The sequence below is a fragment of the Actinomadura sp. 7K507 genome (assembly GCF_004348425.1).
GTDB lineage: Bacteria > Actinomycetota > Actinomycetes > Streptosporangiales > Streptosporangiaceae > Spirillospora.
Genome location: NZ_SMKK01000033.1, coordinates 1 through 24,337, shown reverse-complemented (window position 1 = coordinate 24,337; position 24,337 = coordinate 1). Strand labels below are relative to the sequence as shown.

Annotated in this window: 22 protein-coding genes; 7 read left to right on the top strand and 15 right to left on the bottom strand. The window is 71.4% G+C overall.

Annotation, left to right across the window (positions count from 1 at the left end):
* Nucleotides 1-21 precede the first annotated feature (21 nt).
* The 3 genes from E1285_RS10365 to E1285_RS10355 form a co-directional block, all read right to left on the bottom strand.
* Nucleotides 22-675 carry an HAD family phosphatase gene (locus tag E1285_RS10365; RefSeq protein ID WP_243722706.1) on the bottom strand — a complete coding sequence of 218 codons (654 nt, stop codon included), beginning with the start codon at nucleotides 673-675 and terminating at the stop codon, nucleotides 22-24.
* A gap of 200 nt (nucleotides 676-875) precedes the next feature.
* On the bottom strand, nucleotides 876-1,772 hold the full coding sequence (locus E1285_RS10360; protein WP_132150553.1) for an N-acetylmuramic acid 6-phosphate etherase: 897 nt from the start codon (nucleotides 1,770-1,772) through the stop codon (nucleotides 876-878).
* Nucleotides 1,769-2,764, bottom strand: a complete 996-nt coding sequence (locus tag E1285_RS10355; RefSeq protein ID WP_243722705.1) for a MurR/RpiR family transcriptional regulator — start codon at nucleotides 2,762-2,764, stop codon at nucleotides 1,769-1,771. Before E1285_RS10355 ends, E1285_RS10360 begins: the two co-directional genes overlap by 4 nt.
* Before the next feature lie 61 nt (nucleotides 2,765-2,825).
* On the opposite strand from E1285_RS10355, the gene E1285_RS10350 reads away from it, so the two are divergent.
* The 3 genes from E1285_RS10350 to E1285_RS10340 all read left to right on the top strand — a co-directional run bounded on the left by E1285_RS10350 (nucleotide 2,826) and on the right by E1285_RS10340 (nucleotide 6,613).
* Entirely contained in the window at nucleotides 2,826-4,037 is a 1,212-nt protein-coding gene (locus E1285_RS10350; RefSeq protein ID WP_243722704.1) for a BadF/BadG/BcrA/BcrD ATPase family protein, read from the top strand.
* Nucleotides 4,038-4,368: 331 nt separating this feature from the next.
* Entirely contained in the window at nucleotides 4,369-6,018 is a 1,650-nt protein-coding gene (locus tag E1285_RS10345) for a glycoside hydrolase family 3 protein (RefSeq protein ID WP_132150551.1), read from the top strand.
* A 73-nt stretch (nucleotides 6,019-6,091) separates the two neighbouring features.
* Nucleotides 6,092-6,613 (top strand): hypothetical protein, encoded by a 522-nt coding sequence (locus tag E1285_RS10340; RefSeq protein WP_132150549.1) that lies wholly within the window; start codon nucleotides 6,092-6,094, stop codon nucleotides 6,611-6,613.
* A 12-nt stretch (nucleotides 6,614-6,625) separates the two neighbouring features.
* Here E1285_RS10340 and ptsP read toward each other — a convergent pair whose 3' ends face one another.
* From ptsP to nagA, 7 genes are all read right to left on the bottom strand, one after another.
* Nucleotides 6,626-8,308 (bottom strand): phosphoenolpyruvate--protein phosphotransferase, encoded by a 1,683-nt coding sequence (ptsP, locus tag E1285_RS10335; protein ID WP_132150547.1) that lies wholly within the window; start codon nucleotides 8,306-8,308, stop codon nucleotides 6,626-6,628.
* Between the two features lies 1 nt (nucleotide 8,309).
* Nucleotides 8,310-8,582: an HPr family phosphocarrier protein gene (locus E1285_RS10330; RefSeq protein ID WP_132150545.1), complete on the bottom strand. Its 273-nt coding sequence runs from the start codon at nucleotides 8,580-8,582 to the stop codon at nucleotides 8,310-8,312.
* A 55-nt stretch (nucleotides 8,583-8,637) separates the two neighbouring features.
* A complete protein-coding gene (locus tag E1285_RS10325) occupies nucleotides 8,638-9,315 on the bottom strand; it encodes an HAD family phosphatase (RefSeq protein WP_132150543.1) in 678 nt (225 codons plus the stop codon).
* Nucleotides 9,316-9,354: 39 nt separating this feature from the next.
* Complete coding sequence (locus E1285_RS10320) at nucleotides 9,355-9,804, bottom strand: PTS glucose transporter subunit IIA (RefSeq protein WP_132150541.1); 450 nt, start codon at nucleotides 9,802-9,804, stop codon at nucleotides 9,355-9,357.
* Between the two features lie 31 nt (nucleotides 9,805-9,835).
* Nucleotides 9,836-10,069: a PTS glucose/sucrose transporter subunit IIB gene (locus tag E1285_RS10315; RefSeq protein WP_132150539.1), complete on the bottom strand. Its 234-nt coding sequence runs from the start codon at nucleotides 10,067-10,069 to the stop codon at nucleotides 9,836-9,838.
* A gap of 131 nt (nucleotides 10,070-10,200) precedes the next feature.
* On the bottom strand, nucleotides 10,201-11,241 hold the full coding sequence (locus tag E1285_RS10310; RefSeq protein WP_132150537.1) for an SIS domain-containing protein: 1,041 nt from the start codon (nucleotides 11,239-11,241) through the stop codon (nucleotides 10,201-10,203).
* The gene (nagA, locus tag E1285_RS10305) at nucleotides 11,238-12,395 is read right to left on the bottom strand and encodes an N-acetylglucosamine-6-phosphate deacetylase (RefSeq protein WP_132150535.1); all 1,158 of its coding nucleotides are present in this window, start codon (nucleotides 12,393-12,395) and stop codon (nucleotides 11,238-11,240) included. The genes E1285_RS10310 and nagA overlap by 4 nt, the downstream gene beginning before the upstream one ends.
* Before the next feature lie 436 nt (nucleotides 12,396-12,831).
* Between nagA and E1285_RS10300 the strand changes: the two genes are divergently transcribed.
* The 3 genes from E1285_RS10300 to E1285_RS10290 all read left to right on the top strand — a co-directional run bounded on the left by E1285_RS10300 (nucleotide 12,832) and on the right by E1285_RS10290 (nucleotide 15,822).
* Nucleotides 12,832-13,572, top strand: a complete 741-nt coding sequence (locus tag E1285_RS10300; protein ID WP_132150533.1) for a GntR family transcriptional regulator — start codon at nucleotides 12,832-12,834, stop codon at nucleotides 13,570-13,572.
* 25 nt (nucleotides 13,573-13,597) lie between these two features.
* On the top strand, nucleotides 13,598-15,043 hold the full coding sequence (locus tag E1285_RS10295) for a PTS transporter subunit EIIC (RefSeq protein WP_132150531.1): 1,446 nt from the start codon (nucleotides 13,598-13,600) through the stop codon (nucleotides 15,041-15,043).
* A 290-nt stretch (nucleotides 15,044-15,333) separates the two neighbouring features.
* Nucleotides 15,334-15,822 carry an Rv3235 family protein gene (locus E1285_RS10290; protein WP_132150529.1) on the top strand — a complete coding sequence of 163 codons (489 nt, stop codon included), beginning with the start codon at nucleotides 15,334-15,336 and terminating at the stop codon, nucleotides 15,820-15,822.
* A gap of 81 nt (nucleotides 15,823-15,903) precedes the next feature.
* On the opposite strand, the gene secA is transcribed toward E1285_RS10290, so the two are convergent.
* Nucleotides 15,904-18,924 (bottom strand): preprotein translocase subunit SecA, encoded by a 3,021-nt coding sequence (secA, locus tag E1285_RS10285; RefSeq protein ID WP_132150527.1) that lies wholly within the window; start codon nucleotides 18,922-18,924, stop codon nucleotides 15,904-15,906.
* Between the two features lie 182 nt (nucleotides 18,925-19,106).
* Here secA and E1285_RS10280 point away from each other — a divergent pair, with 182 nt between their 5' ends.
* The gene (locus E1285_RS10280; protein WP_132150525.1) at nucleotides 19,107-19,445 is read left to right on the top strand and encodes an HGxxPAAW family protein; all 339 of its coding nucleotides are present in this window, start codon (nucleotides 19,107-19,109) and stop codon (nucleotides 19,443-19,445) included.
* Between the two features lie 104 nt (nucleotides 19,446-19,549).
* On the opposite strand, the gene E1285_RS10275 is transcribed toward E1285_RS10280, so the two are convergent.
* From E1285_RS10275 to E1285_RS10260, 4 genes are all read right to left on the bottom strand, one after another.
* The gene (locus E1285_RS10275) at nucleotides 19,550-20,782 is read right to left on the bottom strand and encodes a crosslink repair DNA glycosylase YcaQ family protein (RefSeq protein WP_243722702.1); all 1,233 of its coding nucleotides are present in this window, start codon (nucleotides 20,780-20,782) and stop codon (nucleotides 19,550-19,552) included.
* Between the two features lie 55 nt (nucleotides 20,783-20,837).
* Nucleotides 20,838-21,494: a response regulator transcription factor gene (locus tag E1285_RS10270; protein WP_207943750.1), complete on the bottom strand. Its 657-nt coding sequence runs from the start codon at nucleotides 21,492-21,494 to the stop codon at nucleotides 20,838-20,840.
* 543 nt (nucleotides 21,495-22,037) lie between these two features.
* The gene (raiA, locus tag E1285_RS10265; protein WP_132150521.1) at nucleotides 22,038-22,688 is read right to left on the bottom strand and encodes a ribosome-associated translation inhibitor RaiA; all 651 of its coding nucleotides are present in this window, start codon (nucleotides 22,686-22,688) and stop codon (nucleotides 22,038-22,040) included.
* A gap of 719 nt (nucleotides 22,689-23,407) precedes the next feature.
* On the bottom strand, nucleotides 23,408-24,190 hold the full coding sequence (locus E1285_RS10260; protein ID WP_132150519.1) for a phosphoribosyltransferase family protein: 783 nt from the start codon (nucleotides 24,188-24,190) through the stop codon (nucleotides 23,408-23,410).
* Nucleotides 24,191-24,337 lie beyond the last annotated feature (147 nt).

The following is a 24,337-nucleotide window of genomic DNA, read 5'->3' as shown; positions in this document are numbered from 1 at the left end:
GATCAGCAAGTCTGCCAGACGTCAGGGCATCAGGTTCAGCTCACGCAGTTCGGCGATCGTCGTGTCGGGAGCGGTGTGGTGGATGCCGCGGATGCCGAGCCGCTCGGCGGCGCGGACGTTGTGCTCGATGTCGTCGATGAAGACGCATTCGGCGGCGTCCAGGCCGAGCAGGCCGAGGGCGTGCCGGAAGATCCGCTCGTCGGGCTTGCGCATCCCGACCTCGCAGGAGATGACGACGGCGTCGAAGAGGCCGGCGAACAGGTCGTGGGGGTACTCGTTGCCCCACGAGTTCGACAGCAGCGCGGTGCGGGTCCCGGCGGCGCGGGCCGCGCGGAGCGCGTCGTACATCGGCTGGACGGGGCTGAACGCGCCGAACATGCGGCCGATCAGCCCGGCGGCCTCCACCGGGCCGCCCTCGACGGTGAGCAGCTCGGCGGCGAGGAGCCGCTCGAACTCCCCGACGGGCATCGAGCCGTCCTCCAGCCCGTGGATGGGGTTGGTCTCGGTGCCGTTGTAGGCCTGCTTCACCCAGGCCCGCATCACGTTCTTGTAGTGCGCGACGTCGATGCGGTCGGCGGCCAGCCAGACGTCGATCGCGTCGGTCAGCGGGGAGGTCAGCACGCCGCCCCAGTCGGTGATCACGGCTTGGACGCTCACGGATTCTTCAGCAGGCACGGCCCCGATGGTAGGCGATCGCGGGTACGACTCCCGAACCGCGTTCTGCCGATTGGATGAACCTCACATGTCCGTGACCACACGACCGGGCGCACCGGTGATCGTGTGATCACGGACCCCCATCGGCCGGCGTCTCCCTCGCCGGTCCGTCCCTTCGCCCGTTCGGCGGCGGTCCCGCCGCCCTCACCGAACCTTTCCGATCACGCTGACCGCAGGCGTTGCAAGGCCTCTCTGACGCCGCCGTCGGTTTCTTCCAGGACCACCGTCGCGCGTGCCGCGGGAACCTCGCCGAGCAGCGAGACCAGCGCGACGCGGGTGTTCCCCCCCGCCTCGGTGAGCGCGTTCTCGCAGGTGCAGGCGTCCATGCCGGTCGCCTCGGTGAGGATGCGCACCAGCCGGGCGCGCAGCTTGGAGTTCAGCGCGTTCACGCTGACCATCAGGTTGGAGTAGGTGCGCCCCATCCTGACCATCAGCGTGGTGGAGAAGGAGTTGAGCACCAGCTTGGTCGCGGTGCCCGCCTTCATCCGCGTGGACCCGCTGATCACCTCGGGTCCGGTGGCGAGGCCGATGTGCACCTCCACCTCGTCCCCGTACGGCGTGTGCGGGTTGCAGCTGATCAGGGCCGTGCGGGCCCCCACCGCGGCGGCGGCGCGCAGCGCACCCACCACGTAGGGGGTGCGGCCGCTCGCCGCGATGCCGATGGCGACGTCGCCGGGCCGGACGTCCTGCGCGTCCCGCCGGCCGAGTTCGGTGTCGTCCTCCACGTCGGAGATCGCCTGGGACAGCGCGCCGGGGCCGCCGGCGTGGTGGGCCACCACGCGGCCCCAGATGCCGAACGTCGGGGGCAGTTCGGCGGCGTCGATCACCGCGAGCCGCCCCGACGTGCCGGCGCCGAAGTAGTGGACGCGCCCGCCCCCGCGCAGCGAGTCGACCGACAGGTCGACCAGCATCGCGACCTCGGGCAGGACGGAGGCCACGACCATCGGAACGGTCGCGTCCTCGGAGTTGATCAAACGCAGCACCTCCAGGGTCGGCAGCGTGTCGACGTCGAGGGTGCGGGGGTTCCGCCCCTCGGTGGGCAGCTCGCAATCGATCACCGACGCCTCCGGTCGGGTCGCACGGTCCGGCCGCGGACCGCCTCGAACGTGGCTTCCAGGGCCTTGCGGGTCGGCCCGTAGGTGCGCTGCGCCACTCCGACGAAGACGCAGTCGACCACCGTGAGCTGCGCCAGCCGGCTCGCGGTGGCGCCGGAGCGGAAGGTCGTCTCCCGCGCCGCGGTCGTCAGTATCAGGTCGGCCACCTCCGCTATCGGGGACTTGGGGAAGTTGGTGAGCGCGACGGTCTTGGCCCCACGGGTCTTGGCGACCTCCAGCGCGTCGATGACCTCCACCGTCGCGCCGGTGTGGGAGATGCCGAGCGCCACGTCACCGCTCCCCAGCACCGCGGCGCTGGTGAGCATGATGTGGGCGTCCGCCCATGCGGAGCAGACCCGTCCGATCCGGTGGAGCTTCTGCTGGAAGTCGGCCGCGACGAACGCGCTGGCGCCGACGCCGTAGACGTCGACGCGTTCGGCGGCGACGACCGCGTCCACGACCTGTTCGAGCATCTTGATGTCGAGCTGGGCGGCGGTCTCCTCGACGGCCCGTGCGTCGGCGAAGGTCACCTTCTCGACGATCTGCTCGAGCGAGTCGTCGGGGCTGATGTCGCTGCCGATGACCCTGCCGCCGGCGGCGCTCTGCGCCCGTCCCGCCTCGGTGGCGAGGGTCAGCCGCAGCTCCGGATAACCATGGAACCCGATCGCCCTGCAGAACCTGATGACCGTGGTCTCGGACGTGCCGCAGGCCTGGGCGAGTTCGGTGATGGTGGAGTTGGCGACCCCTTCGGGGTCGTCGATGACGCGCTGGGCGACGCGCCGTTCGGCGGGGGGCAGCGAGGGTAGCAGCGAGCGGACCCGCACCACGGTGCTCAGCGGCGTGGCGTCCTTGTCGCCCTGCTGGGCCGCCTCGTCCGGTGGCGCACCGGGCCCCCCGATGATCCCCCGATCGGGGTGCTGCTCAGGGCTCCGTTCGGAGCCGATGGGTTTCCTCATGGAGGAAATTTTCTTACGCGCAGGATGTCACGTCAACGGTAGAAAAGGCTACGGTCGCCATGTGTTGACCCATTTGGCCGGTCCTTACGTGGTCGGTATCGACGCGGGTGGCACGAAGACCCGCTGCGTCGTGCTGACGCTCGGGGGTGCCCTGGCCGGTTCCGGCACCGGCCCCGGGGCCAACCCCAACTCCGGAGGCGACACCGCGGGGGCGCTGACCACCGCCCTGCGGGAAGCGCTCGGGGACCTGGACCGTACCCACATCCTCACCGGCGTCTTCGGGATCGCCGGGGCCGGCTCGGCCGGCCGGCCCGCCGCCGTCACGGCGGCGCGGCAGGCATGGCAGGCCGCCGACCTGCGCGGCTCGCCCGCGGTGGTGACCGATATCGCGGTGGCGTTCGCCGCCGGAACCAGCGAGCCCAAGGGCATCGTGGTGTTCTCCGGCACGGGCGCGGGCGCGGCGGTCATCAGCGACGGGACGATCGTGCAGCGCGCGGACGGCTACGGCTGGCTCGTCGGGGACGAGGGTTCGGCGGTATGGCTCGGGAAGGAGGCCGTGCGGGCGGCGCTCGCCGCCTACGACGGCCGCGGCTCCCCGACACTGCTCACCGATTCGGTCCCGCGGGCGCTGCTCGGCGCCACCGTGGTCGCGGAGATCGACTCGAAGAGGCGAAGACCCCGCCATCCGAGGGCGCCGGCGATGGCCGGCGCCTCTTCGGCACCGGGCGCCTCCGTCCTGTCCCAGGCCGCGACGCTCTCCACCGGAGGCGGCTCGCCCGGCGGCGGCACCGCCGTCCTGCTCCACGAGACCCCCGGCCCGACGCCCGGAAACGGGCCCTGTCCCCCGTCCGGAACCAGCCCGCCGGGTTCGCCCGCCCCACCGGGACATCCCGAGGTGGCCGGGACCCCGCCCGACCCCCGGCTGGCGCAAGCGATCATCAAGGAGGTGTACGGCCGCCCGCCCTCGGCCCTCGGCCGGCTGGGCCCGGTGGTCGCCGCCGCCGCGGCCGCCGGCGACCCGGTGGCCCGCCGCATCACCGAAGAGGCCGCGCAGTGGCTGCTCCGCGACGTGGACGCGGTGCGCCCGGCCCTGGCCGACCCCCGCGCACCGGTCGTCATGCACGGCTCGGTGCTCCGCGAGGGACCCGTCGCCGACGCCGTCCGGACCGGGCTGCGCGACCGCTTCGCCGCGGCGCCGCGCTGCGCGGGCGACGGGGCGGTCGGCGCGGCCGGGATGGCACTGCGCCGCCTCGGCCACCCCCTGCCCGGCTGAGCCGCACTCCCGGCCTGCCGGACCCGGCCCGGCCACCCAGACGCGGCCCGGCCGGCCCCCGAAAAGAAGACGGCGCCAAGACCGTCAGGGTTCATCACGATGGACCCCACACGATCCGCAACCGGCTTGCGATCCTGGGGTCCATCGTGATCAGGTTGTTACCACGGTGGAAGCGGATCCACCGAGGCGCCTCCGATGCCCGTGAGACCGGATGATCCCGCTCTTGCCCCCTGGGACGCGGAGATCGGTTCGACAGCGGGCCGGGGAGCGCATAACGTCGCGACGACCGATGCGACCGAGGAACCGAGACCACGTCGGGGGGCCTGGTCGGATGCGCGCTTCACCTCCACTCGCGTTCGCGGCGGCGGCCCTGGCCACGGTGATGGTCGCGGGCTGCGGCGGCGGAGGCGACGGCGGCAAGGGCGGGCGGGAGCCGTCCGCCCCGTCCGGCGCGCCCGGGTCGGCGGGCACCCCGGCCCCGGCGCCGGACGCGTGGATCCCCGGCCATGTCGCGAAGATGAGCGTGGCCGAGAAGGTCGGGCAGCTGTTCGTGCCGACGTTCTCCAGCCGCTCCGACGCCCTCGCGAAGATCAAGAAGTACCACGTCGGGGGCCTGATCTACTTCCCCGGGAACATCAGCACGCCGGAGCGGACGGCCGCGCAGTCGAACGCGCTGCAGAAGGCGTCCGGCGTCCCGCTGCTGCTCGGCGTCGACGAGGAGCAGGGCATCGTCTCGCGCACCCCGTTCATCACCCGGTTCCCCGGCAACATGGCGCTCGGCGCGACCGGCGACCCCGCCGACGCCCGCGCCGCCTCCCAGGTCTCCGGCACCGAACTTCGCGCGATCGGCATCAACCTGGACTACGCGCCCGTCGCCGACGTGAACGTGAACCCGCGCAACCCCGTGATCGGGCTGCGCTCGTTCGGCGCCGACCCGGCACTGGTGTCCGAGATGGTGGCGGGGGCCGTCGGCGGCTACCAGGCCGCCGGCATCGCGGCCGCCGCCAAGCACTTCCCCGGGCACGGCGACACCGCCACCGACAGCCACACCGGCCTGCCGGTGATCGAGCACACCCGCACGCAGTGGCAGCGGCTGGACGCGCCCCCGTTCAAGGCGGCGGTCACCGCGGGCGCCGACATGATCATGACGGCGCACATCGTGATGCCGAAGCTCGACCGGTCGGGCGACCCGGCCACGCTGTCGAGGAACGTCCTCACCGGGCTGCTGCGCGGCACGCTCGGCTACCAGGGCGTGATCACGACGGACTCGCTGGAGATGGCGGGGGTCCGCGAGAAGTACGGCGACGCGCAGGTGCCGGTCCGGGCGATCAACGCGGGCGCCGACCAGCTGCTGATGCCGCCGAACCTGCCGCAGGCCCACCGAGCGGTCGTGAAGGCGGTCCGGTCCGGGAAGATCACGCGGAAGCGGCTGGACGAATCGGTCACGCGCATCCTGAAGCTCAAGCAGCGGCGCGGCCTGTTCCAGGCGACGGCCGTGGACCCGTCCAAGGCGGGCGCGGCGATCCGCACCGCCGCGAACAAGGCCACCGCCCAGCGGGTCGCCGAGCACGCGGTCACCCTCGTCCGCAACAAGAGCGGCCTGCTCCCCCTCAAGGGCAAGAAGGTCGCCGTCACCGGCCCGGAGAGCGGCACCCTCGGCGCGGCTCTGCGCAAGCACGGCATCACGGTGACGTCCACCGGAGCGGCGGACGTCACCGTCCTGACGACGGAGAACGCGGGGCAGGCCACCGCCTCCCGCATCAGCGCACTCGGCGCCAAGCCGGTCGTCGTCGCCGCCCTCGGCCGCCCCTACGACCTCGATGCCGCCGCCGGCGCCGAGGCGGCACTGGCCACGTACTCCTCCAGCACCGTCTCGGTCAACGCGCTCGCCAAGGTCCTGAGCGGCGCGGCCAAGCCCACGGGCGAACTCCCGGTTCCGGCGGCCGGCAAGCCCGTCGGCCACGGCCTGGGCTACGGCTAGGGCGCGGGCGGTCGCCGGACGGGTGGCCCCGCACCTGAGATCATCGGTGCGGCTTCACCCTCCGGAGGTCCCTGTGCTCGTCCGCCCGCTCCTCACTGCCCTAGGGCTGGCTCTGCTCCCGGTCGCGGCCGTTCTGGTCGACACTCGGGCGACGCCGCGCGAGCCCGCGGAGAGCTACCCGGCGCGGATGGCGCTCCACGAGTACTTCCGCGCGCTCGCCGCCGGGGACATCGCCGCATGCGGGTACATGGCGTCGGAGTTCCACCTCACCACCTTCGCCGAGCCGGGATGCGACTACGGCTGGGACGAGCAGTACGGCAAACTCGACGACGACGTCATCGTCCGGTTGCGCCACGTCACGGTGCCGACAGCCGTCCGTCTGCGCCATGACACCTATATCGTCCGCAACTGGGAGCTGGACTGGAAGGGCGGCCATGTCAGCGTTTACGACGAGGGTTCCGGTGCGTTCATCCTGCAGTACTACGTGCTCCGGTACGACGCTCATGGCTGGAAAGTCGACATTCCTGCGGCATCGAACGAGAGCACGTGGATCGAGCGCGACAAGGAGCGTCTCGGAATCCCCGAGTTCACATGAAGGTCTCCCCGGTCATATCCCCAGGTCGGCGAGAGCGTGGAGATGGGTGCGGGCGGCGGCGCGGGCCTGGTCGGGGGTTCGGGCGGTGCGGGCCGCCGCCGCGGCCTGGCGGCACTCGTCGAGGGTGTGGCGGGCCAGCGCGGCGCGGACCAGCGGGAGGGACGGGGCGCTCATCGACAGGGACGTCACGCCGAGGCCGACCAGGACGCACGCGAGCGCCGGGTCCCCGGCCGCCTCGCCGCAGACGCCGCACGGGACGCCCGCGCCGGCCGCGGGGGCGACCAGGTCGAGGACGGCGGGCTGCCACGGGTCCTGGAGGTGCGCGAGGCCGCCGACCTGCCGGTCGGCCGCGCACGCGTACTGCGTGAGGTCGTTGGTGCCGATGCTGAAGAACTCCGCCTCGGGCGCGAGGTCGTGGGCGCGGAGCGCGGCGGCGGGCACCTCGATCATGATGCCGGGATGCTCGATGCCGGCCTCGCGGCAGGCGGCGGCGAAGTAGGCGGCCTCGGCGGCGTCGGTCACCATCGGGGCCATGACCTGGAGCTTGGCGGGCAGGCCCGCGGCGGCGCGGGCCAGCGCGGCGAGCTGGGCGGCTAGGACGTCGGGATGGCGGCGCATCATCCGCAGGCCGCGCTCGCCCAGGGCGGGGTTCGGCTCCTCGCCGGGGGCGGGCAGGAACGCCAGGGGCTTGTCGGCGCCCGCGTCGAGCGTCCGGACGACCACGCGGCCTCCCGGGAACGCCTCCAGGACCTTCCGGTACGCCTCCTCCTGCTCCGCGCCGGACGGGGGCGTCGCGCGGTCGAGGAACAGGAACTCGGTGCGGTACAGCCCGACGCCCTCGGCGCCGTTCGCCAGCGCGGCCTCGACGTCCTTCGGGCCGCCGATGTTGGCCAGCAGCGGGACCTCGTGACCGTCCCTGGTGACGCCCGGCCCGGTGGACTCCTCCAGGGCCGACGCGCGGGCGGCGGCAGCGGCACGCGCCGCGGTCACCTCGGCGTCGGTCGGATCGGGACGCACCGTCCCCGCGGCGCCGTCGACCAGGACGCGGGTGCCGTCGGCGAGGGACGTCGCGCCGGGCAGCGCCACCACGGCCGGGACGCCCATCGTCCGGGCCAGGATCGCGGTGTGGCTGGTCGGGCCGCCCTCCTCCGTCACGAACGCGACGACCTGCGCCGGATCGAGGACGGCGGTGTCGGCGGGGGCGAGGTCACGGGCGGCCAGGACGAACGGCTCGTCCGACTCCGGGACGCCCGGCACCGGCAGGCCGAGCAGCCGGGCGATCGCGCGGTCGCGGATGTCGTCCAGGTCGCTGACCCGGGCGGCCATGTACTCCCCCGCCCCGGCGAGCATCTCCCGGTAGACGCCGAACGCCTCGAACACCGCGCGTGCCGCCGCGACCCCCTCGCCGATCCTTGCGCGGACGCCGTCGGCGAGGCCCGGGTCGCGGGCCATCAGCGCCTGCGCGTTCAGCACGTCCCGCCCGGCGGCGTTGCCGGCCTCGGCGGCGCGGCCGCCGCGCTCCTCCAGGTCGGCGGCGACGGCCTCCAGCGCGGCAAGGGCCGTGTCGCGCTCCGCGGCGGCGTCACCGCCGTGCCGGGCCCCCGCGGCCGGCTCTGGTACCGCCCCGGCGATGCTGCGCACCGGCCCTACGCCCACCCCGGGGCTGACTCCCGCGCCCTGCAACACGTCCGGCATGTCAGGCCCCCTCGGGCTCCGGTGTGGACAGCAGCTTCTCAAGGCTGTCGAGCAGCTCGTCCGCGCCCGCGCCCTCCGCGGACAGCGTGACCTCCTCGCCGTGACGGGCGTCAAGCCCCAGCACGGCGAGGATGCTCTTGGCGTTGACCGGGTCACCGCCGCGCTTGGCCACGGTCACGTCCATCGAGGCCTGGGCCGCGGTCTGGACGAACAACGCGGCCGGCCGCGCGTGCAGCCCCACCCTGGACTCGATCTTGACGGTGCGTTCGCTCACTGCACACTCTCCCTCGTTCTCATATCGGCACGCTCATAGGTCGGCATTCAGGTCGTCAGGGCGTTCTCAGGCCACGCACCCGCAACGCGGGGCCTGGCACGACGTCCACTTCCTTGAAGTCGGCCACCACGTGGTCGGCCGCGGACAGCGCGCCCACCGGCTGCGTGGTGGTGACGCCCACGCACGTCATTCCGGCGGACTTGACGGCCTCGACGCCCGCCGGGGCGTCCTCGAAACCGATCATCTCCTCCGGCGGGACGTCCAGATCGCGCGCGGCGGCCAGGTATCCCTCCGGGTGCGGCTTGCCGGTCACGACGTCCCCCGCGGTCACCACGAGGTCCAGCAGTTCGCGGATGCCCAGCCCGTCCAGCAGGCCCTCGGCGTAGGTGCGCTCCCCCGAGGTCACCACCGCCAGCGGCACCCCCGAGTCCGCCAGCGAGCGGACGAGGTCGACCGCGCCGGCGACGGGCGCGACCGGCGGCATCCCCGGCATCGCCCCGTAGGACAGCACCTGCTCGAAGAGCTCCTCGACCGTCCGGCCGGGGAACAGGTGCGCCAGGTCCGCCAGCACCTCAAGCCCACGGCGCCCCGCGAACGAGGCGATCAGCGCCTCGTCGTACGGGACGCCGTGCGCGTCGAACAGCCGCGACCACATCACGCGGTTGCGCGGCTCGGTATCGATGAGGGTGCCGTCGAGGTCGAACACCGCGGCACCCAGGCCGATCACCGCCATGCGGCCGGTTCCCCGGTTCCAGCCGTCTGATTCATTCGCTCAACTCCAGGTGAAAAGCTCGGCGCCTTTGGTCACGTCACCCGACTCCGCCACGTCCGACAGCGCGTCGGCGCCGGCGTCCAGCGCCACGACCGCGCAGATCGGCGAGCGTCCGCCCGCCTCTATGACGGCCGGGTTCCAGCCGACGACCGGCTGCCCGGCGGTGACCTCGTCGCCCTCCGAGGCGAGGAGCTCGAAGCCCTCGCCCTTCAGCTTGACGGTGTCGACGCCGAGGTGGACGAGCACGCCGTGGCCCTCGCCGTCCACCACGACGTAGGCGTGCGGATGCAGCTTGACGATCTTTCCGGTGACGGGCGCGATGGCCTGGCCGGGGCCGCGTTCGGGGTCGACGGCCGTGCCCGGCCCGACCATGGCCTGCGCGAACACCGGGTCGGGGACGCCGGCCAGGCCGACGACCCGGCCGGCGACCGGTGACATTACTCGGGTCATTGGAGGGCCCCTCTGTTCGTCGAGGACAGGGTCAGTCGAGGATGTCCTCGATGTCGGTGGCGAGGGTGTCCGCCTCGGGGCCCACGACGACCTGCACGACGGTCCCGCTGCGCATGACGCCGTGCGCGCCCGCCCGCTTCAGCGCCGCGTCGTCCACCTTGCCGGCGTCGGAGACCTCGGTGCGCAGCCGCGTGGCGCACGGTTCGATCTCGACGATGTTGTCGGCGCCGCCGAGCGCGGCGACGATGGCCTCGGCCTTGTCCATGCTCTTCTCCTAGGTCCGGGTGGGGCACGGCCCGGCGGGCCGTGACGGGGATCGGAACTCAAGTGAACATTTTTCATCCTCGGTGGTCTGCGCCAGGTGACGGTCTCGGCAATAGGCCGGATGAAATATGTTCAGTTTGTCTGGGTGACCTTGTTGAGGCCACGGGGAACGTCGGGATCCACACCGAGCCGGCGGGCCAGGTTCTCCACCATCATCTGGCCCGGGACGATGAGGCCCAGCGGCGCCACCCATTCGGGCAGCGCGGGGCCCGGCAGCGTGGCCGAGCACGCCGCCGCCAGTTCGTCGCCTCCGCCGACGCCGTAGGCGCGGGCGCCGGCCCCCTCGACCCGCCTGGCCAGCGCGACGGTACCGGCCAGCGTGGGGCCGGAGCCGGCGGCCACCAGCAGGGCGGGGGTCTGCGCGTCGACGACGGCGATCGGGCCGTGCAGCAGGTCGGCATACGACAGGCCCATGGCGTGCAGGTAGCACGCCTCCTTGATCTTCAGCGCCAGTTCCAGCGCGGTGCCGAACGCGATGCCGCGCCCGGACACCACCGCGCCGGGGACCTTGGCCAGTTCCTCGACGATCTCCGGGAGCGCGGGCGACGCCTCGGTCAGCGCGATCACCCGGGCCACCTCGTCGGGGACGCGGCGCAGGTCGTCCATGTCGGCGTCCGCGCCGAGCCCGAGTCCGAGGACGGACAGCGCGGCGAGCTGGGTGGTATAGGTCTTGGTCGCCGGGACGGCGATCTCGTCGCCCGCCTGCGTGATCAGCGCGACCTCGGCCGCCTCGGCGAGCGGTGACCCCTCGCCGTTGGTGACCGCGACCGTCCGGGCGCCGCACTCCCCGGCCCAGTCGAGCGTCTCGACGATCTCCTCGGTCTTGCCGGACTGGCTGATCGCCACGGCCAGCACGCCGTCCAGGTCGAGGCTGCGCCGGTAGGCGGTCGCGATCGACGGCGCGGCGAGCGTGGCCAGCCGGCCGGTGTGCGACTCCACGAGGTAGCGCCCGTACACCGCGGCGTTGTCGGACGAGCCGCGCGCGATGAACAGCACCTGCCGCGTCTCGCGGGCCAGCGCCTCCAGGTCGGGCAGCCGCGGCAGCAGCGCGCCGATCGTGCGGGACAGCGCGTCCGGCTGCGCGCCGATCTCGGCGCGCATCTGACTGGTCATGATCCCCCTCCGAAGACTTCCTGCCCGCCCACCCACGTGGTACGCGCCCGGTGGTCCGGGCCCAGCCAGACCAGGTCGGCGGCGGCGCCGGGCGCGATGCGGCCCAGGTCGCGGCGGCCGATCAGGTCGGCCGGGACGCGGGTCGCGGCGTCCACGGCCGTGGCCGTGCCGACGCCCAGGCCGATCGCGTTGCCGACCGCCTCGTCCAGCCGGAGGCCGGAGCCCGCGATCGTGCCGTCGGCGCGCAGCGGCGGGCCCTGCTCGGGCATCGTGATCGGCTCGCCGCCGAGGTCGTAGGTGCCGGGCGGCATCCCGGCGGACGCGGCGGCGTCGGTGACGAGCACGACCCGTCCCGGCGCGGCCCGGAACACCAGCGCCGCCGCCTCCGGCGCGACATGGTGCAGGTCGAGGATCAGGCCGGGGCTCAGCCGGTCGTCGATCAGCGCCTGGACGGCCACGCCCGGGTCGCGGTGGTGGACGCCGGACTGCGCGTTGAAGATGTGGGTGACCTTGCGGGCGCCCGCGTCGGCCGCGGCGGCGGCCTGCGCGGCGGTGGCGTCGCTGTGCCCGACACTGACCAGGACGCCGGCCTCGGTCAGGGTCCGGATCGCCTCCAGCGCGCCGTTCCGCTCGGGCGCGAGGGTGAGCAGTTTGACCAGCCCGGTCTCCAGCAGCGTCGCGATCGCCTCGGGCTCCGGGTCCGTCAGATGGACGGCGTTGTGCGCGCCCTTGCGCTTCTCGGACAGGAACGGGCCTTCGAGGTGGACTCCGAGGACGCGCGTCCCGTCCGGCAGTCGCGGCAGGAGGTCGCGGGTGCGGCGGAGGGCCTCGGCCTGCGTCTCGACCGGGGCCGTGATGAAGGTGGGCAGGAACGCGGTCACGCCGGTCTCGGGGAGGCGCGAGACGACGGTGTGCCAGCCGGCCTCGCCGGCGTCCACCATGTCGTGGCCGAAGTAGCCGTTCACCTGGAGGTCGACCAGTCCGGGGGCGAGCAGCCCGTCGGGCAGGTCGACGTCGGGCGTGCCGGGGCGCCCCTCCCCCGCCTCGGCGATCACACCGTTCTCCACGCGGACGAATCCCGGTGAGAGCACGCGGGTAGAACCCTCCGCGGGGGTGATGATCATGTTGGAGGCCGTGATCAGTAGTGATGCCATGGCTGCGCACTCTCCGCGACACGACGATCGCTGGTCGATCCGCCCGGGTTCACTGGTCTAGTCCGGACTAGACCAGTACGTACCATACTCCACGAATCGAAGGGGGCCGCAAGACGCCGGGCGGATCCGTTTCCGGATCGGGGCGCAGGGGGACGGCTCCGATCCGATGGCCGGACACGGACCTTCGCCGCCGGCCTCCAAAACGGACAGAGCGTCCGGGAATTGGGCCTGACCTGGGAGTTCCTTCCGTCCGGCGGTCGTCAGGACGTGATCCGGTCGTTACGAATTCGTGCATTGACATGACTTTCGATCCTGTGGTCTAGTCCGGCCTAGACCAGTACGAACCTCCGAAGACCGTCCCGAAAATCCATCCACCTCATACCCGTCGAAATCCGGCGAATCCCATCGATCCGGCCTCCGGCCGGCGAGGACCCTCGTGACCACCATCGATCCGCACAGTCCCGTGCCGAAGTACTTCCAGCTCCGCGCGATCCTGCTCGACCTCATCGAGAGCGCGGAACTGCCCGTCGACGCACCGATCCCGTCGGAGCGCGAGCTGTGCGCCCGGTACGAGCTGTCCCGCATGACCGTCCGGCAGGGGGTCGACCAGCTCGTCTCGGAGGGCCGGCTCTACCGCGTCCCGGGCAAGGGCACGTTCGTGGCCCGGCCCAAGATCGAGATGCCGCTGCGGCTCGTCTCGTTCACCGAGGACATGCTGGTCCGCGGCCTGCACCCCGGCGCGATCGACCTGGACCGCCGGACGGTCCCCGCCGACGCGCGACTCGCCCGGATCTTCGAGGTCGAACCCGGCACCGAGATCCACGTCATCGAACGCCTGCGCACCGCCGACGGCGAGCCCATGGCCGTGGAGCGCTCCCACATCCTGGCCTCGCTCGCCCCCGACCTGCTCGACCGCCGCCTCGCCGACCGCTCCATGTACGGCGTCCTCGAGGCCGTGTACGGGCTGGTCTTCGACGCCGGCGACCAGACCATCGACGCAAGCCTGGCCGACGCCGCCGACGCCAGGAACCTGCAGATCTCCAAGGGCAGCGCCGTGCTGCTCCTGCAACGCCGCTCGTACACCGGAGGTGTGTGCGCCGAGCTGGGCGTGTCGACCTACAGGGCGGACCGCTACCAGATCCACACGGCCCTCGGAAACCCCCCGCCACACTCCTGAATAACCCCTGAGGAGGAATCTCGCGATGACTTCGACGACAGTGGACTCCGCACCACGCCGAGGGTCGAGCGCCCTCGCGGTGCTGCAGCGGATCGGACGCAGCCTCATGCTGCCGATCGCCGTGCTGCCCGCCGCCGCGCTCCTGCTCCGCTTCGGCCAGGCCGACATGCTCGGCGAGGACGGCCTCGGCTGGGACCGCATCGCCGAGATCGTCGGCGAGGCCGGCAACGCGCTGTTCGCGGCGCTGCCCCTGCTCTTCGCGGTCGGCGTGGCGATCGGTTTCGCCAAGAAGTCCGACGGCTCCACCGCGCTGGCCGCCGTGGTCGGCTACCTGGTCTTCGACCGCGTGTCCAAGATCATGTTCTCGCACACCGATGAACTCAAAGACACCGTCATGATCACCACGGTGGCGGACGGCGCGGAGTCCCCGGTCATCGACTGGGGGGCCAAGAACCCGACGGACGTGCTCGGCGGCATCCTCATGGGCCTCATCGCCGCGCTCCTTTACCAGCGCTTCTACCGGATCAAGCTGCCGACCTGGCTGGCGTTCTTCGGCGGCCGCCGGTTCGTCCCCATCATCACCGCCGTCGCGGGCCTCGCCCTCGGCATCGCGATCGGGTTCCTCTGGCCCGTGCTCGGCAGCTGGCTCACCGACTTCGGCGAGTGGATCACCGGGGCGGGCGCGGCCGGAGCCGGCATCTACGGCGTCATCAACCGGCTGCTGCTGCCGTTCGGCCTCCACCACATCCCGAACTCGCTCATCTGGTTCGTGTTCGGCACCTACGAAGGACCCGACGGCGCCGTCAACGGCGAGATCAACCGCTACCTCGCCGGCGACCCGGACGCGGGCGGCTTCCTCGCCGGGTTCTTCCCCGTCCTCATGTTCGGCCTGCCCGGTGCGGCCCTCGCCATCTGGCGCGCCGCTCCCCCGCACCGCCGTGCCGCGGTCGGCGGCATCATGATCTCCGCCGGGCTCACCGCGTTCATCACCGGCGTCACCGAGCCGATCGAGTTCGCGTTCATGTTCGTCGCGCCCGTCCTGTACGCGGTGCACGTCGTGCTCACCGGCATCTCGATGGCGGTCCTGGAGGCGGCCGGGGCCCAACTCGGCTTCGGCTTCTCCGCGGGCGGCATCGACCTGCTGCTGAACGCCCGCAAGGACAATACCGAGGGACTCCTGCTGATCCTCGGCATGGGAGTCCTGTACTTCTTCCTCTACTACTTCATCTTCAAGTTCATGATCGTGAAGTTCAACTTCGCGACGCCCGGCCGGGAACCGGAAGGCGAGGAGTCGACGGCCGTCGACCCCGCCGCCGAACCGGAGATGGCCGCCGCCGGGGCCGGCAGCGGGTCCGGCGGGGGCAAGAGCCTCCGGGGTTCGGACGCAGAACCGCCGGACTCCCCGGAAGGCGATGTGAAGGGCAAGGAGGACCCCGACGGCGGATCACGGGGCTCCTCGTCCGACAGCTGAACACCGGCACCTAGCCGAACACAGCACCTCGGGGCGCCGCGCCCCCTCATCCCCGCGGCGCCCCCGTCCGGGCCGGTCAGCCCACCGGCCCGGCTCCCACGAGTCCCGGACTCCCGCACGGTCCGGGGCTCGCTCCCAGGCGGCGGGACGCTCCGAGCGTCCCGCCGCTTCATTTTCGGACGCGTGTTCTGGAGCCGTGGCCGGGCGTTACGCGGAAGGCCGTACCTGGCCAGGATGTATTTATCGCGGGCCTCGCGACTCCTGTCTTGAAACGAGCCAGGAGGTTTCGCATGCGCCAACGTCCAGCCAGGTCCTCCGCCGTCCGGTTCATCCGGTACCGCACCGCGCAGCCGCCCGCCCCGACGCGGGGAACGCTGGCGCTCCGCCCCTCGGAACCGCCCCCGGCACGTCCGCCGGGCCTGCGGCTCGTACGCCCGGCGGACGGGGTGGACGCGGAAGTCCGGGCCGTCGCGGAGGCGGCCGTGCGGCTCGTGGTGGAGGTCCTGGCGGGAACGCGGCCGGCGAACCAGCTGTCGCTGGTCGCCGTCCCCGCGGTGTGCCGGGAGATGGCCCGGCATCGCGGCCCGGCCCGGCGCGGCACACGGATCGTCCCGCCGAAGGTGCTGTCCACCCGGCTGCAGCGCCCCGCGCCGGCGGTGGCGGAGACGGCCTCGGTCGTGGTCATCGCCGGACGCGCCCACGCACTGGCCCTACGCCTCGACCACACACGCGGCCGCTGGCGCTGCACAGCCCTGGAAACGACGGCCACCGCCCCCTGACCCCGCGCGCCCCTGACGCGCGAAAGCGGCCTCCCCAGGTCGGGAAGGCCGCTTTCGCCGTGCCTACTTGTCTCTCCGGGCCTACTTGTTCTTGTTGCGGGGGTCGCCGTGGCAGCGCTTGAACTTCTTGCCCGAGCCGCAGGGGCACGGGTCGTTGCGGTTCACGCCCGCGTACTCGTCCGGGGTCTCCTCGCTGTGGTGCTCGACACCGCCGTCACCGTCGATGGTCGGGGCCGAGTAGTCCAGCTTCTTCGGACGCGACGGCTTCTCCAGGCCCTTCGCCCTGATCGCCGGGACCTCCTCGGCCTCCTCCACGTCGTCGGAGGCGACGACGTCGTCCTCCGCGTCGGTGCCGGTAGCGGACTTGGCCACCGAGACGGGCTTGGCGCCGACGGCCGGGGTCTCCGGCTGCTCCTCCACCTCGACCTCGAGGGCGAACAGGTAGCCGACCGACTCCTCCTTGATGCCGTCGAGCATCGCGTTGAACATGTCGTAGCCCTCGCGCTGGTACTCCACCAGCGGGTCGCGCTGCGCCATGGCACGGAGGCCGATGCCCTCCTGGAGGTAGTCCATCTCGTAGAGGTGCTCGCGCCACTTGCGGTCCATGACCGACAGGACGACGCGGCGCTCCAGCTGGCGCACGACCTCCGCGCTGAGCTCCTCCTCGCGCTTGTCGTAGGCCGCCTGGACGTCGTCGCGGATCTTCGCGGCCAGCGTCTCGGCGTCCAGCGAGGAGATGTCGCCGTCCGCCTCGGCCTCGACGAGCTCGTCGACGGTGATCGAGATCGGGTAGAGCTGCTTGAACGCCGTCCACAGCTTGTCGAGGTCCCAGTCCTCGGCGAAGCCCTCGGAGGTGGCGCCCGCGACATAGCCCGCGACGACCTCGTCGATCATGCGGCGGACCTGCTCCTCCAGGTCCTCGCCCTCCAGGACCTTGCGGCGCTCGGCGTAGATGACCTTGCGCTGCCGGTTGAGCACGTCGTCGTACTTCAGGACGTTCTTGCGCATCTCGAAGTTCTGCTGCTCGACCTGGCTCTGCGCCGACCGGATCGCGTTCGTGACGATCTTGGACTCGATCGGCACGTCGTCCGGGATGTTCAGCCGCGTCATGATCGAGTCGACGCGGGCGGCGTTGAACAGCCGCATCAGGTCGTCCTCCAGCGACAGGTAGAACCGGGACGCGCCCGGGTCGCCCTGCCGGCCGGAACGGCCGCGCAGCTGGTTGTCGATGCGCCGCGACTCGTGCCGCTCGGTGCCCAGCACGTACAGGCCGCCGGCGTCGACGACCTCCTCGTGCTCGCCCTCCACGGCCGCCTTCGCCTTCTCCAGCGCCTCCGGCCAGGCCGTCTCGTACTCCTCGGGCGTCTCGAGCGGAGACAGCCCGCGCTGGTGCAGCTCCAGGTCGGCGCGGAAGTCGGGGTTGCCGCCGAGCATGATGTCGGTGCCGCGCCCGGCCATGTTGGTCGCCACCGTGACGGCCTTCTTGCGGCCCGCCTCGGCGACGATCGCACCCTCCTGCTCGTGGTGCTTGGCGTTCAGGACCTGGTGGGAGATGCCCCGCCGCTTGAGCATCTTGCTCAACTTCTCGGACTTCTCCACCGACGTGGTGCCGACCAGGACCGGCTGGCCCTTCTCGTTCCGCTCCGCGATGTCGTCGACGACCGCCTCGAACTTGGCCTGCTCGGTCTTGTACACCACGTCGGAGACGTCGTCGCGGATCATCGGCTTGTTCGTCGGGATCTCGACGACACCGAGCTTGTAGGTCCGGTTGAACTCGGCCGCCTCGGTGTGGGCCGTACCGGTCATCCCGCTCAGCTTCTCGTAGAGCCGGAAGTAGTTCTGCAGGGTGATCGTGGCGAGCGTCTGGTTCTCGTCCTTGATCGTCACGCCCTCTTTGGCCTCGATGGCCTGGTGCATGCCCTCGTTGTAGCGGCGGCCGTGCAGGATGCGGCCGGTGAACTCGTCCACGATCAGGACCTCGCCGTTCATGACGACGTAGTCCTTGTCGCGCTTGTAGTGCTCCTTGGCCTTGAGCGCGTTCTGAAGGTACGGCACCAGCGACGCCTGGGACAGGTCGTAGAGATTGTCGATGCCGAGCTGGTCCTCGATCTTCTCGACGCCCTTCTCCAGGACGCCGACGGTGCGCTTCTTGGGGTCGTACTCGTAGTCGTACTTCTCCCGCGCCTCACGCGCCCACTGCTTGTCGTCCTCGGACTTCAGGCGCTCCTCGATGATCTCGACGCCGCGCAGGCGCGTCACGAACTTGGAGAACTCCCCGTACCACTTGGAGTTCTGCTCGGCCGGACCGGAGATGATGAGGGGGGTGCGGGCCTCGTCGATGAGGATGGAGTCGACCTCGTCCACGATCGCGAAGTAGTGGCCGCGCTGGACGCACTCGTCCAGGGTCCACGCCATGTTGTCGCGCAGGTAGTCGAAGCCGAACTCGTTGTTCGTGCCGTAGGTGATGTCGCAGTTGTAGGCGGCGCGGCGCTCGTCCGGCGTCATCTGCGGGAGGACGACACCGACCTCGAGGCCGAGGAACTGGTGGATGCGGCCCATCCACTCCGCGTCACGCTTGGCGAGGTAGTCGTTGACCGTGACGATGTGGACGCCCCTGCCGGTCAGCGCGTTGAGGTAGGCGGGCAGCACGGAGGTCAGGGTCTTGCCCTCGCCGGTCCTCATCTCGGCGATGTAACCGACGTGACGGGTGCTGCGCTGACCGAGGTCCTCGTGGCCGCGCTTGCGCTCGTCGACGATCTTGCGCTCGCTCAGGTGCAGCGCAACACCGCCCATGACCTGCACGTCGAAATGTCGCTGGCCCAGGACCCGGCGCGCGGCCTCACGGGCGGTCGCGAAGGCATAGGGCAAGAGCTCGTTGAGGACCTCGCGTTCGGCCTCCTTCTCGTTCTTGCCCTTCTCGGTCAGCTTCGCCACCTCTTCGGCGAACTCTTCCCGGAACTTCTCAGTCTGCTCGCGCAACTCGGCGTCGCTCATCTCGAGGTAGTCATCCTCGATCGAGTTGACCTGATCCGCGAGCTTCTTGAGCTTGCGCAGGGTTCTTCCCTCGCCCGCACGAAGGATCTTGTCGATGACTGGCGGCACTCTAGAAGGCTCCTTGCAGATCGTGGGTCACCGCTCCAGGCGGCACGCACACCACACGTACGATGCCCATCGTAGGCGAGACCCAGAATGGTCTAGGTCACTCCACAGCGCAATCCACAGCGCGTTCCGTTTGACCGTGCGGGTCCCGGAGAGGATGTCGTCACAGCACGGAGGGAGACGGAATGTCCGAAGAGTCGTACGGATCGCACTCCGGCCGCCCGGGCTCATGGGTCGCGGTCGGCATCATCTTCACCGGCTTCGTCGTCGGCGGCGTCGCCCTCTGCCTGGGCCCGATGTGGATCATGCTCTGGGTCGGTGTCGGCATCATCGTCCTCGGCATGGTCGTCAGCGGCCTCGTCCACCTGTTCTCGGACGTCGTCGTCGACGCTCCGCGGGTCATCCCCGAGATCGTCGACTACTCCCTGTTCGGCGCACGCTCCGACAAGCGCCGCGGCGGCCCGGAGGGCGAGGTACTGCACCGCCCGGTCGCCACCGACCCCCAGGAAACCCCCCACGGCTAGTCCAAAAGCCCAGAACCGACAGGCAGAGTCCCGCACCCTGCACCAACAACCTCCAGACCACCCCTGATTCCCACCTCTATACGAGTTGAGAGCGCTCGGCAGCGTTAGGCGGGGGTGGCGGCGGCGGTCAGGGCGGAATCGAGCACGGCCCCGGGCAGGTCTGATCTTTCGACCCGGACGTTGTCGCAGCCGACCCAGCTCGCGGCGCGCCACAGCGCTGTCGCGAGGGCGGCGGCCGAGGTTTCCGCGCGGGCCGGGGTGCTGGTGGCCCAGGGTTCCAGTGACGCCTGGCGGGCGATGAGGGTGCGGCCCTCGCGGGCGGGGTCGACGCGTCCGAGGATGCGGCCGCCGGACAGCAGCGGCATCGCGAAGTAGCCGTGGACGCGCTTGGCCTTGGGGACGTACGCCTCCAGGCGGTGGTCGAAGCCGAACACGCGGGAGGTTCGGGCCCTGTCCCAGACCAGGGAGTCGAACGGCGAGAGCAAGGTGGTGGCGTGCCTGCCACGCGGCACGGCGACCAGCGCGCGGGGGTCGGCCCAGGCCCGCTGGGGCCAGCCGGCGACCGTGACGGGGACCAGCCCGGTTCCGCCGATCACCCGGTCGACCTGGTCCTGCTTGACCCGGTAGTAGTCGGCGAGGTCGCCGCGGGTCGCGACGCCGAGAGCCCGTCCCGCCCGTGCGATGAGGGCCGTCAGGCAGGCGTCGTCGTCGGGGTCCTGGGCGAGGAGCCCGGGTGGGACGGCGCGTTCCGCGAGGTCGTAGACGCGTCGCCAGCCGACGCGTTCGACGCAGACGACCTCGCCGATGTCCAGCAGCCACTCGATGCCGATCTTGTGGTCGCTCCAGTCCCACCAGTCGGCGCTCGCCTTGGCGCCGCCGAGTTCCCTGGTGGTCAGTGGGCCGTCCGCCTTCAGCCGCTCGCGGATCTGGTCGCAGACGCCCTCGGGGACCTTGTGCCAGCGCCAGCCGCGACGCAGGTAGGCGCGGCGGCGGAACGCGAAGAGCGGCCAGTCGCCCATGGGCAGCAGGGACGCGGCATGCGCCCAGTACTCGAACGCCCCGGGAGCGGGGGCCGTCCCGGGAGCGGGGGCCTTGCGGGGCGCGGCGCCGTTCGTGCCCCAGTAGGCGGATTCGATCGCGGTGCGACCGACGGGCCCCAGGCGTGCGTAGGGGACCAGTTCATGAGACCTGGCCAGGACGGAGATCGTGTCGAGCTGGACGGCGCCGAGCCGTTCCAGCATCGCCGATACGCCGCCCTTGGGGCGCGCACCCAGGAAACCCTGGGCGCGCAGTTGGAGCCGCCGTGCCTCGTCCGCGCTGAGTTCTGCCTCGACCACGTCGGCGATGCTACTTCACAACACCGACAAAAGCCGATTGCCGGTCGCACCGGGCTCAGGTGATCTCCAGGAGCTTCTCCCTGACGGCGTAGACGACGGCCTCCATCCGGGAGTGGAGCTGGAGCTTCTCCAGGATGTTGCGGACGTGGTTCTTCACCGTGTTCTCGGAGATGAACAGCTCGCGGGCGATCTCCCGGTTGCCGAGGCCGCGGGCGACGAGCCGCAGCACCTCCATCTCGCGTTCGGTGAGGCGGGGCGCGGGGACCTGCTGGGTGCGCTCCTCGCTGCTCTTGGCCAGCGCGGCGAACTCGGTGATGAGCTTGGACGCCATCGACGGGCTGATCAGCGACTGGCCGCCGTGCACCGCGCGGACCGCCTGGGGGACCTCGTCGATGGAGATCTCCTTCAGCAGGTAGCCGCTGGCCCCGGCCTTGATCGCCTCGAAGAGGTCCTCCTCCTCGTCGCTGATGGTCAGCATGACGATCTTCGCGCTGGGCGCGGCGTCCTTGATGGCCGTGCACGCCTCGATGCCGCTGCGGCGGGGCATCCTGATGTCCATCAGGACGACGTCGGGCAGCAGGTCTCCGGCCATCTCGACGGCCTCGTGCCCGTCGCCGCCCTCGCCGATGACCTCGATGTCGTCCTCGCCCTGCAGGACCATTTCCAGACCCCTGCGGAACAGTGCGTGATCGTCGACGATGAGCACGCGGATCGGGTCGGCCGTGCCGGCCGGCTGTGCCGCCTCCCGGTCGGCGGGGGTTGCGCCGGAGCCGCTCTGACGGGGTACCGCCGCGGCGTCGCGAGCCTCGGGATTCTCGCTCACCAGAGTCGCGGCGTGGAGATGACGCCGCTTCCCCCCTTCACTATTCAGCGATATGGAACTACCGGAGGGTTGCTCTCCGACGGGTCGTCCTCGGGAACCTACGTGGTCCGGGGGCGAACCCGGGGGATTTCGGGCCGGGGTGTCTCCCCGGTGAACTGCTGTGCGCCCCGGGAGGTTCCCGGGTGGGTCGCCAGCGAATCCGGGGCCCGCGGGACGTGCCGTCGCGGGCGGCGGTGACCGGGCGGGCCCGGGACGGCCGGCCGAGCGGCGCTCGCGCCGTACCGGATCCCCCGGACCACCGCGTCCGCGGATCGGCTGGTACGCCTTTCAGATCATTACATGGTTCGGACGGTGACGTGACGCGAGTGCCGCATCACCGGCCGGCCTTCGTCGAGCGGCCTTCGTCGAGCGGCCTTCGTCGGAGAGCATCGCTCACTCCTCGACGAGCCTGATGACTCCGTAGTCCCAGCCTCTCCTCCGATATACGACCGAGGGATGCCCGCTGGCCTTGTCGCGGTACAGGAAGAAGTCGTGGCCGACGAGCTCCATCTCGAACAGCGCCTGCTCGATGCCCATCGGCTCGGCCTTGTGGAACTTCTCGCGGACGACGAGGGGGCCGTCGCCGTCCATGGGGATCGGGACGAGGTTCTCGTCCGGCGACACCTTCACCGGCTCGTCCACGGCCGGCTCCGGAGCGGCGGCCGGGGGTTCGGGGATCGGTTCCGGGAGCGCCTCGGGGAGCGTTTCCATCGTCGCGAGCTTGGCGCGGCCCTTGCCGCTGTGGCCCTTGCGCCTCTCCGCGTCGCGGCGCAGGCGCGACTCCAGCTTGTCGAGCGCCAGGTCGAGGGCTCCGTAGCGGTCGTCGGCGGCGGCCTCGGCCCGGATCACCGGGCCACGGGAGCGGATCGTGAGCTCGACCCTTTCGCGCTGATCGGCGAGCCGTGGGTTATGTTCCTCGGACACCTCCACATCCACGCGGATGACCTTCTGGTCGAGCCGCTCGATCTTGGCCATTTTGTTGTCGACATGCCGGCGGAACCTGTCGTTGACCTCGGTGTGCCGGCCCCTCACGGTGATGTTCACGCGGGCCCCCCCTTCTCCCGGTTGCGAGTCGGCGCTGCCCGGGATCCCGGCGCGCGCGCCACAGGACGGTGGGTCGCACCCGCCCGGCCGACCTGGTCTTCGTCCCCACATCCGCCTGCTGAGGGGCTCGCGGCGCTCTCGCCACTACTGCCCTTCTCCCTGTTCGGGGGATGTCGGATCCCCCGGCGGGGCAGGACTTACCTCTAAGGCGCACCGTGATCGGTCGACGAGAAGTCGCCTTACGTGGGCCGTTTCGCCTGCGCCTGGCATCGGCTAGCCGGACCACCTGTCGTGCTCCTGACGAGCACGGCGATCCGACGCAACCACGGACCCGGGCGGGTGCCATGTCAGGAACGCTAACCCCTTACGCCACGAATGTCAGGGGGGTGAGCTGAGGAAAAACTCACTGACCGTCATCGGTACCTGCCCCAGCGGGACCCAGTGCCGCCCCACGAAAGCCCATCACATGCCGTGAACCCCCGTGTGCGCGCCAGTTGCGCGTCCGATGCACCCGCAGGTCAGGTCGAGCTGGCCCCACGGTGAGTTTGATGAATCTCTACTCCCTCCATGAGGTGACGTGACTCGCATAACCCCATACATCCCTCAAGACGAGATATCCCGGTCACGAGGCCGACTACCCAAGGTAACTGTCTGCCGCCGCGGTCTCCGGACGTGAAGAAAGTCACCCACCCGCCACCTGCCGGGCAGCCTGCCGCCGGTCAGGGGCGGCGGCGGGGGGTCGCGGCGACGGTGGCGGCGCCCAGCAGGTCGGCCCCCGCGGCGCGGAGTGCTCGGGCCGCCTCGCCTAACGAGGCGCCGGTGGTGACGACGTCGTCCACCAGCACTGCCAGGCGGCCCGCTACGTCGGCTTGGGGCTTGACTTCGAGGGCTCCTTGCAGGTTGGCCGTGCGCTGGGTGGCTGTAAGGGCGGCTTGGTCGGCTACCCGTCCGCGCTGCTTCAGGGCGTCCACGCCGATCACCGGCACGCCGTCCGCCCGCAACCGCCCCGCCGCGACGTCCACCAGCCCCTGCACGGCGTCGTGGCCGCGTCGCCTGACGGCGCGGCGTCTCGACGGCACCCACACCACGATCGGCGGATCATGGCCCAGGCGAAGCACCCGATCGTCTCGCGGAGCCGCTCGCTGCGGCGGCTGCTCACCCGTCGCGCCACGGCCTTCGTTCCAGGCAGGTGAAGTGTTCCGGGCAGGTGAAGTGAGGTGCGGGGCCAGGGCCGCCCGGATGGATCTGGCCAGGGCCTCGCCCAGCGGGACGGCCAAGGCCGTCCGGCCGTGTTCCTTGTAGGCGGCCAGGATCGATCGGAGAGGGTCCTCGTAGGCCGCGACGGTCCACGGGGGCGGCAGCCCGTCCGGCGTCGCCCTCACGGGCCTTGCAGGCGCTCGCAGAGGCACCGCGCAGGCGTCGCACAGCAGGATGGGAACCCCGCCGCACCCGGCGCAGGATTCGGGGAGGAGCAAGTCGATCAGGTCCGTGAAGAACTTCATGCCTCGACGATGCGGCCGCGAGCCGGCGCGCGTCCCGCGATCGCGCACCTGTGGATAACCGCCCCGCCCGCAGACACCGACCCCCGTGATGCCGACCACCGGGGACGCTGACCGCCCCGGCGGCTGCCCACCCCGGACGCTGACAGC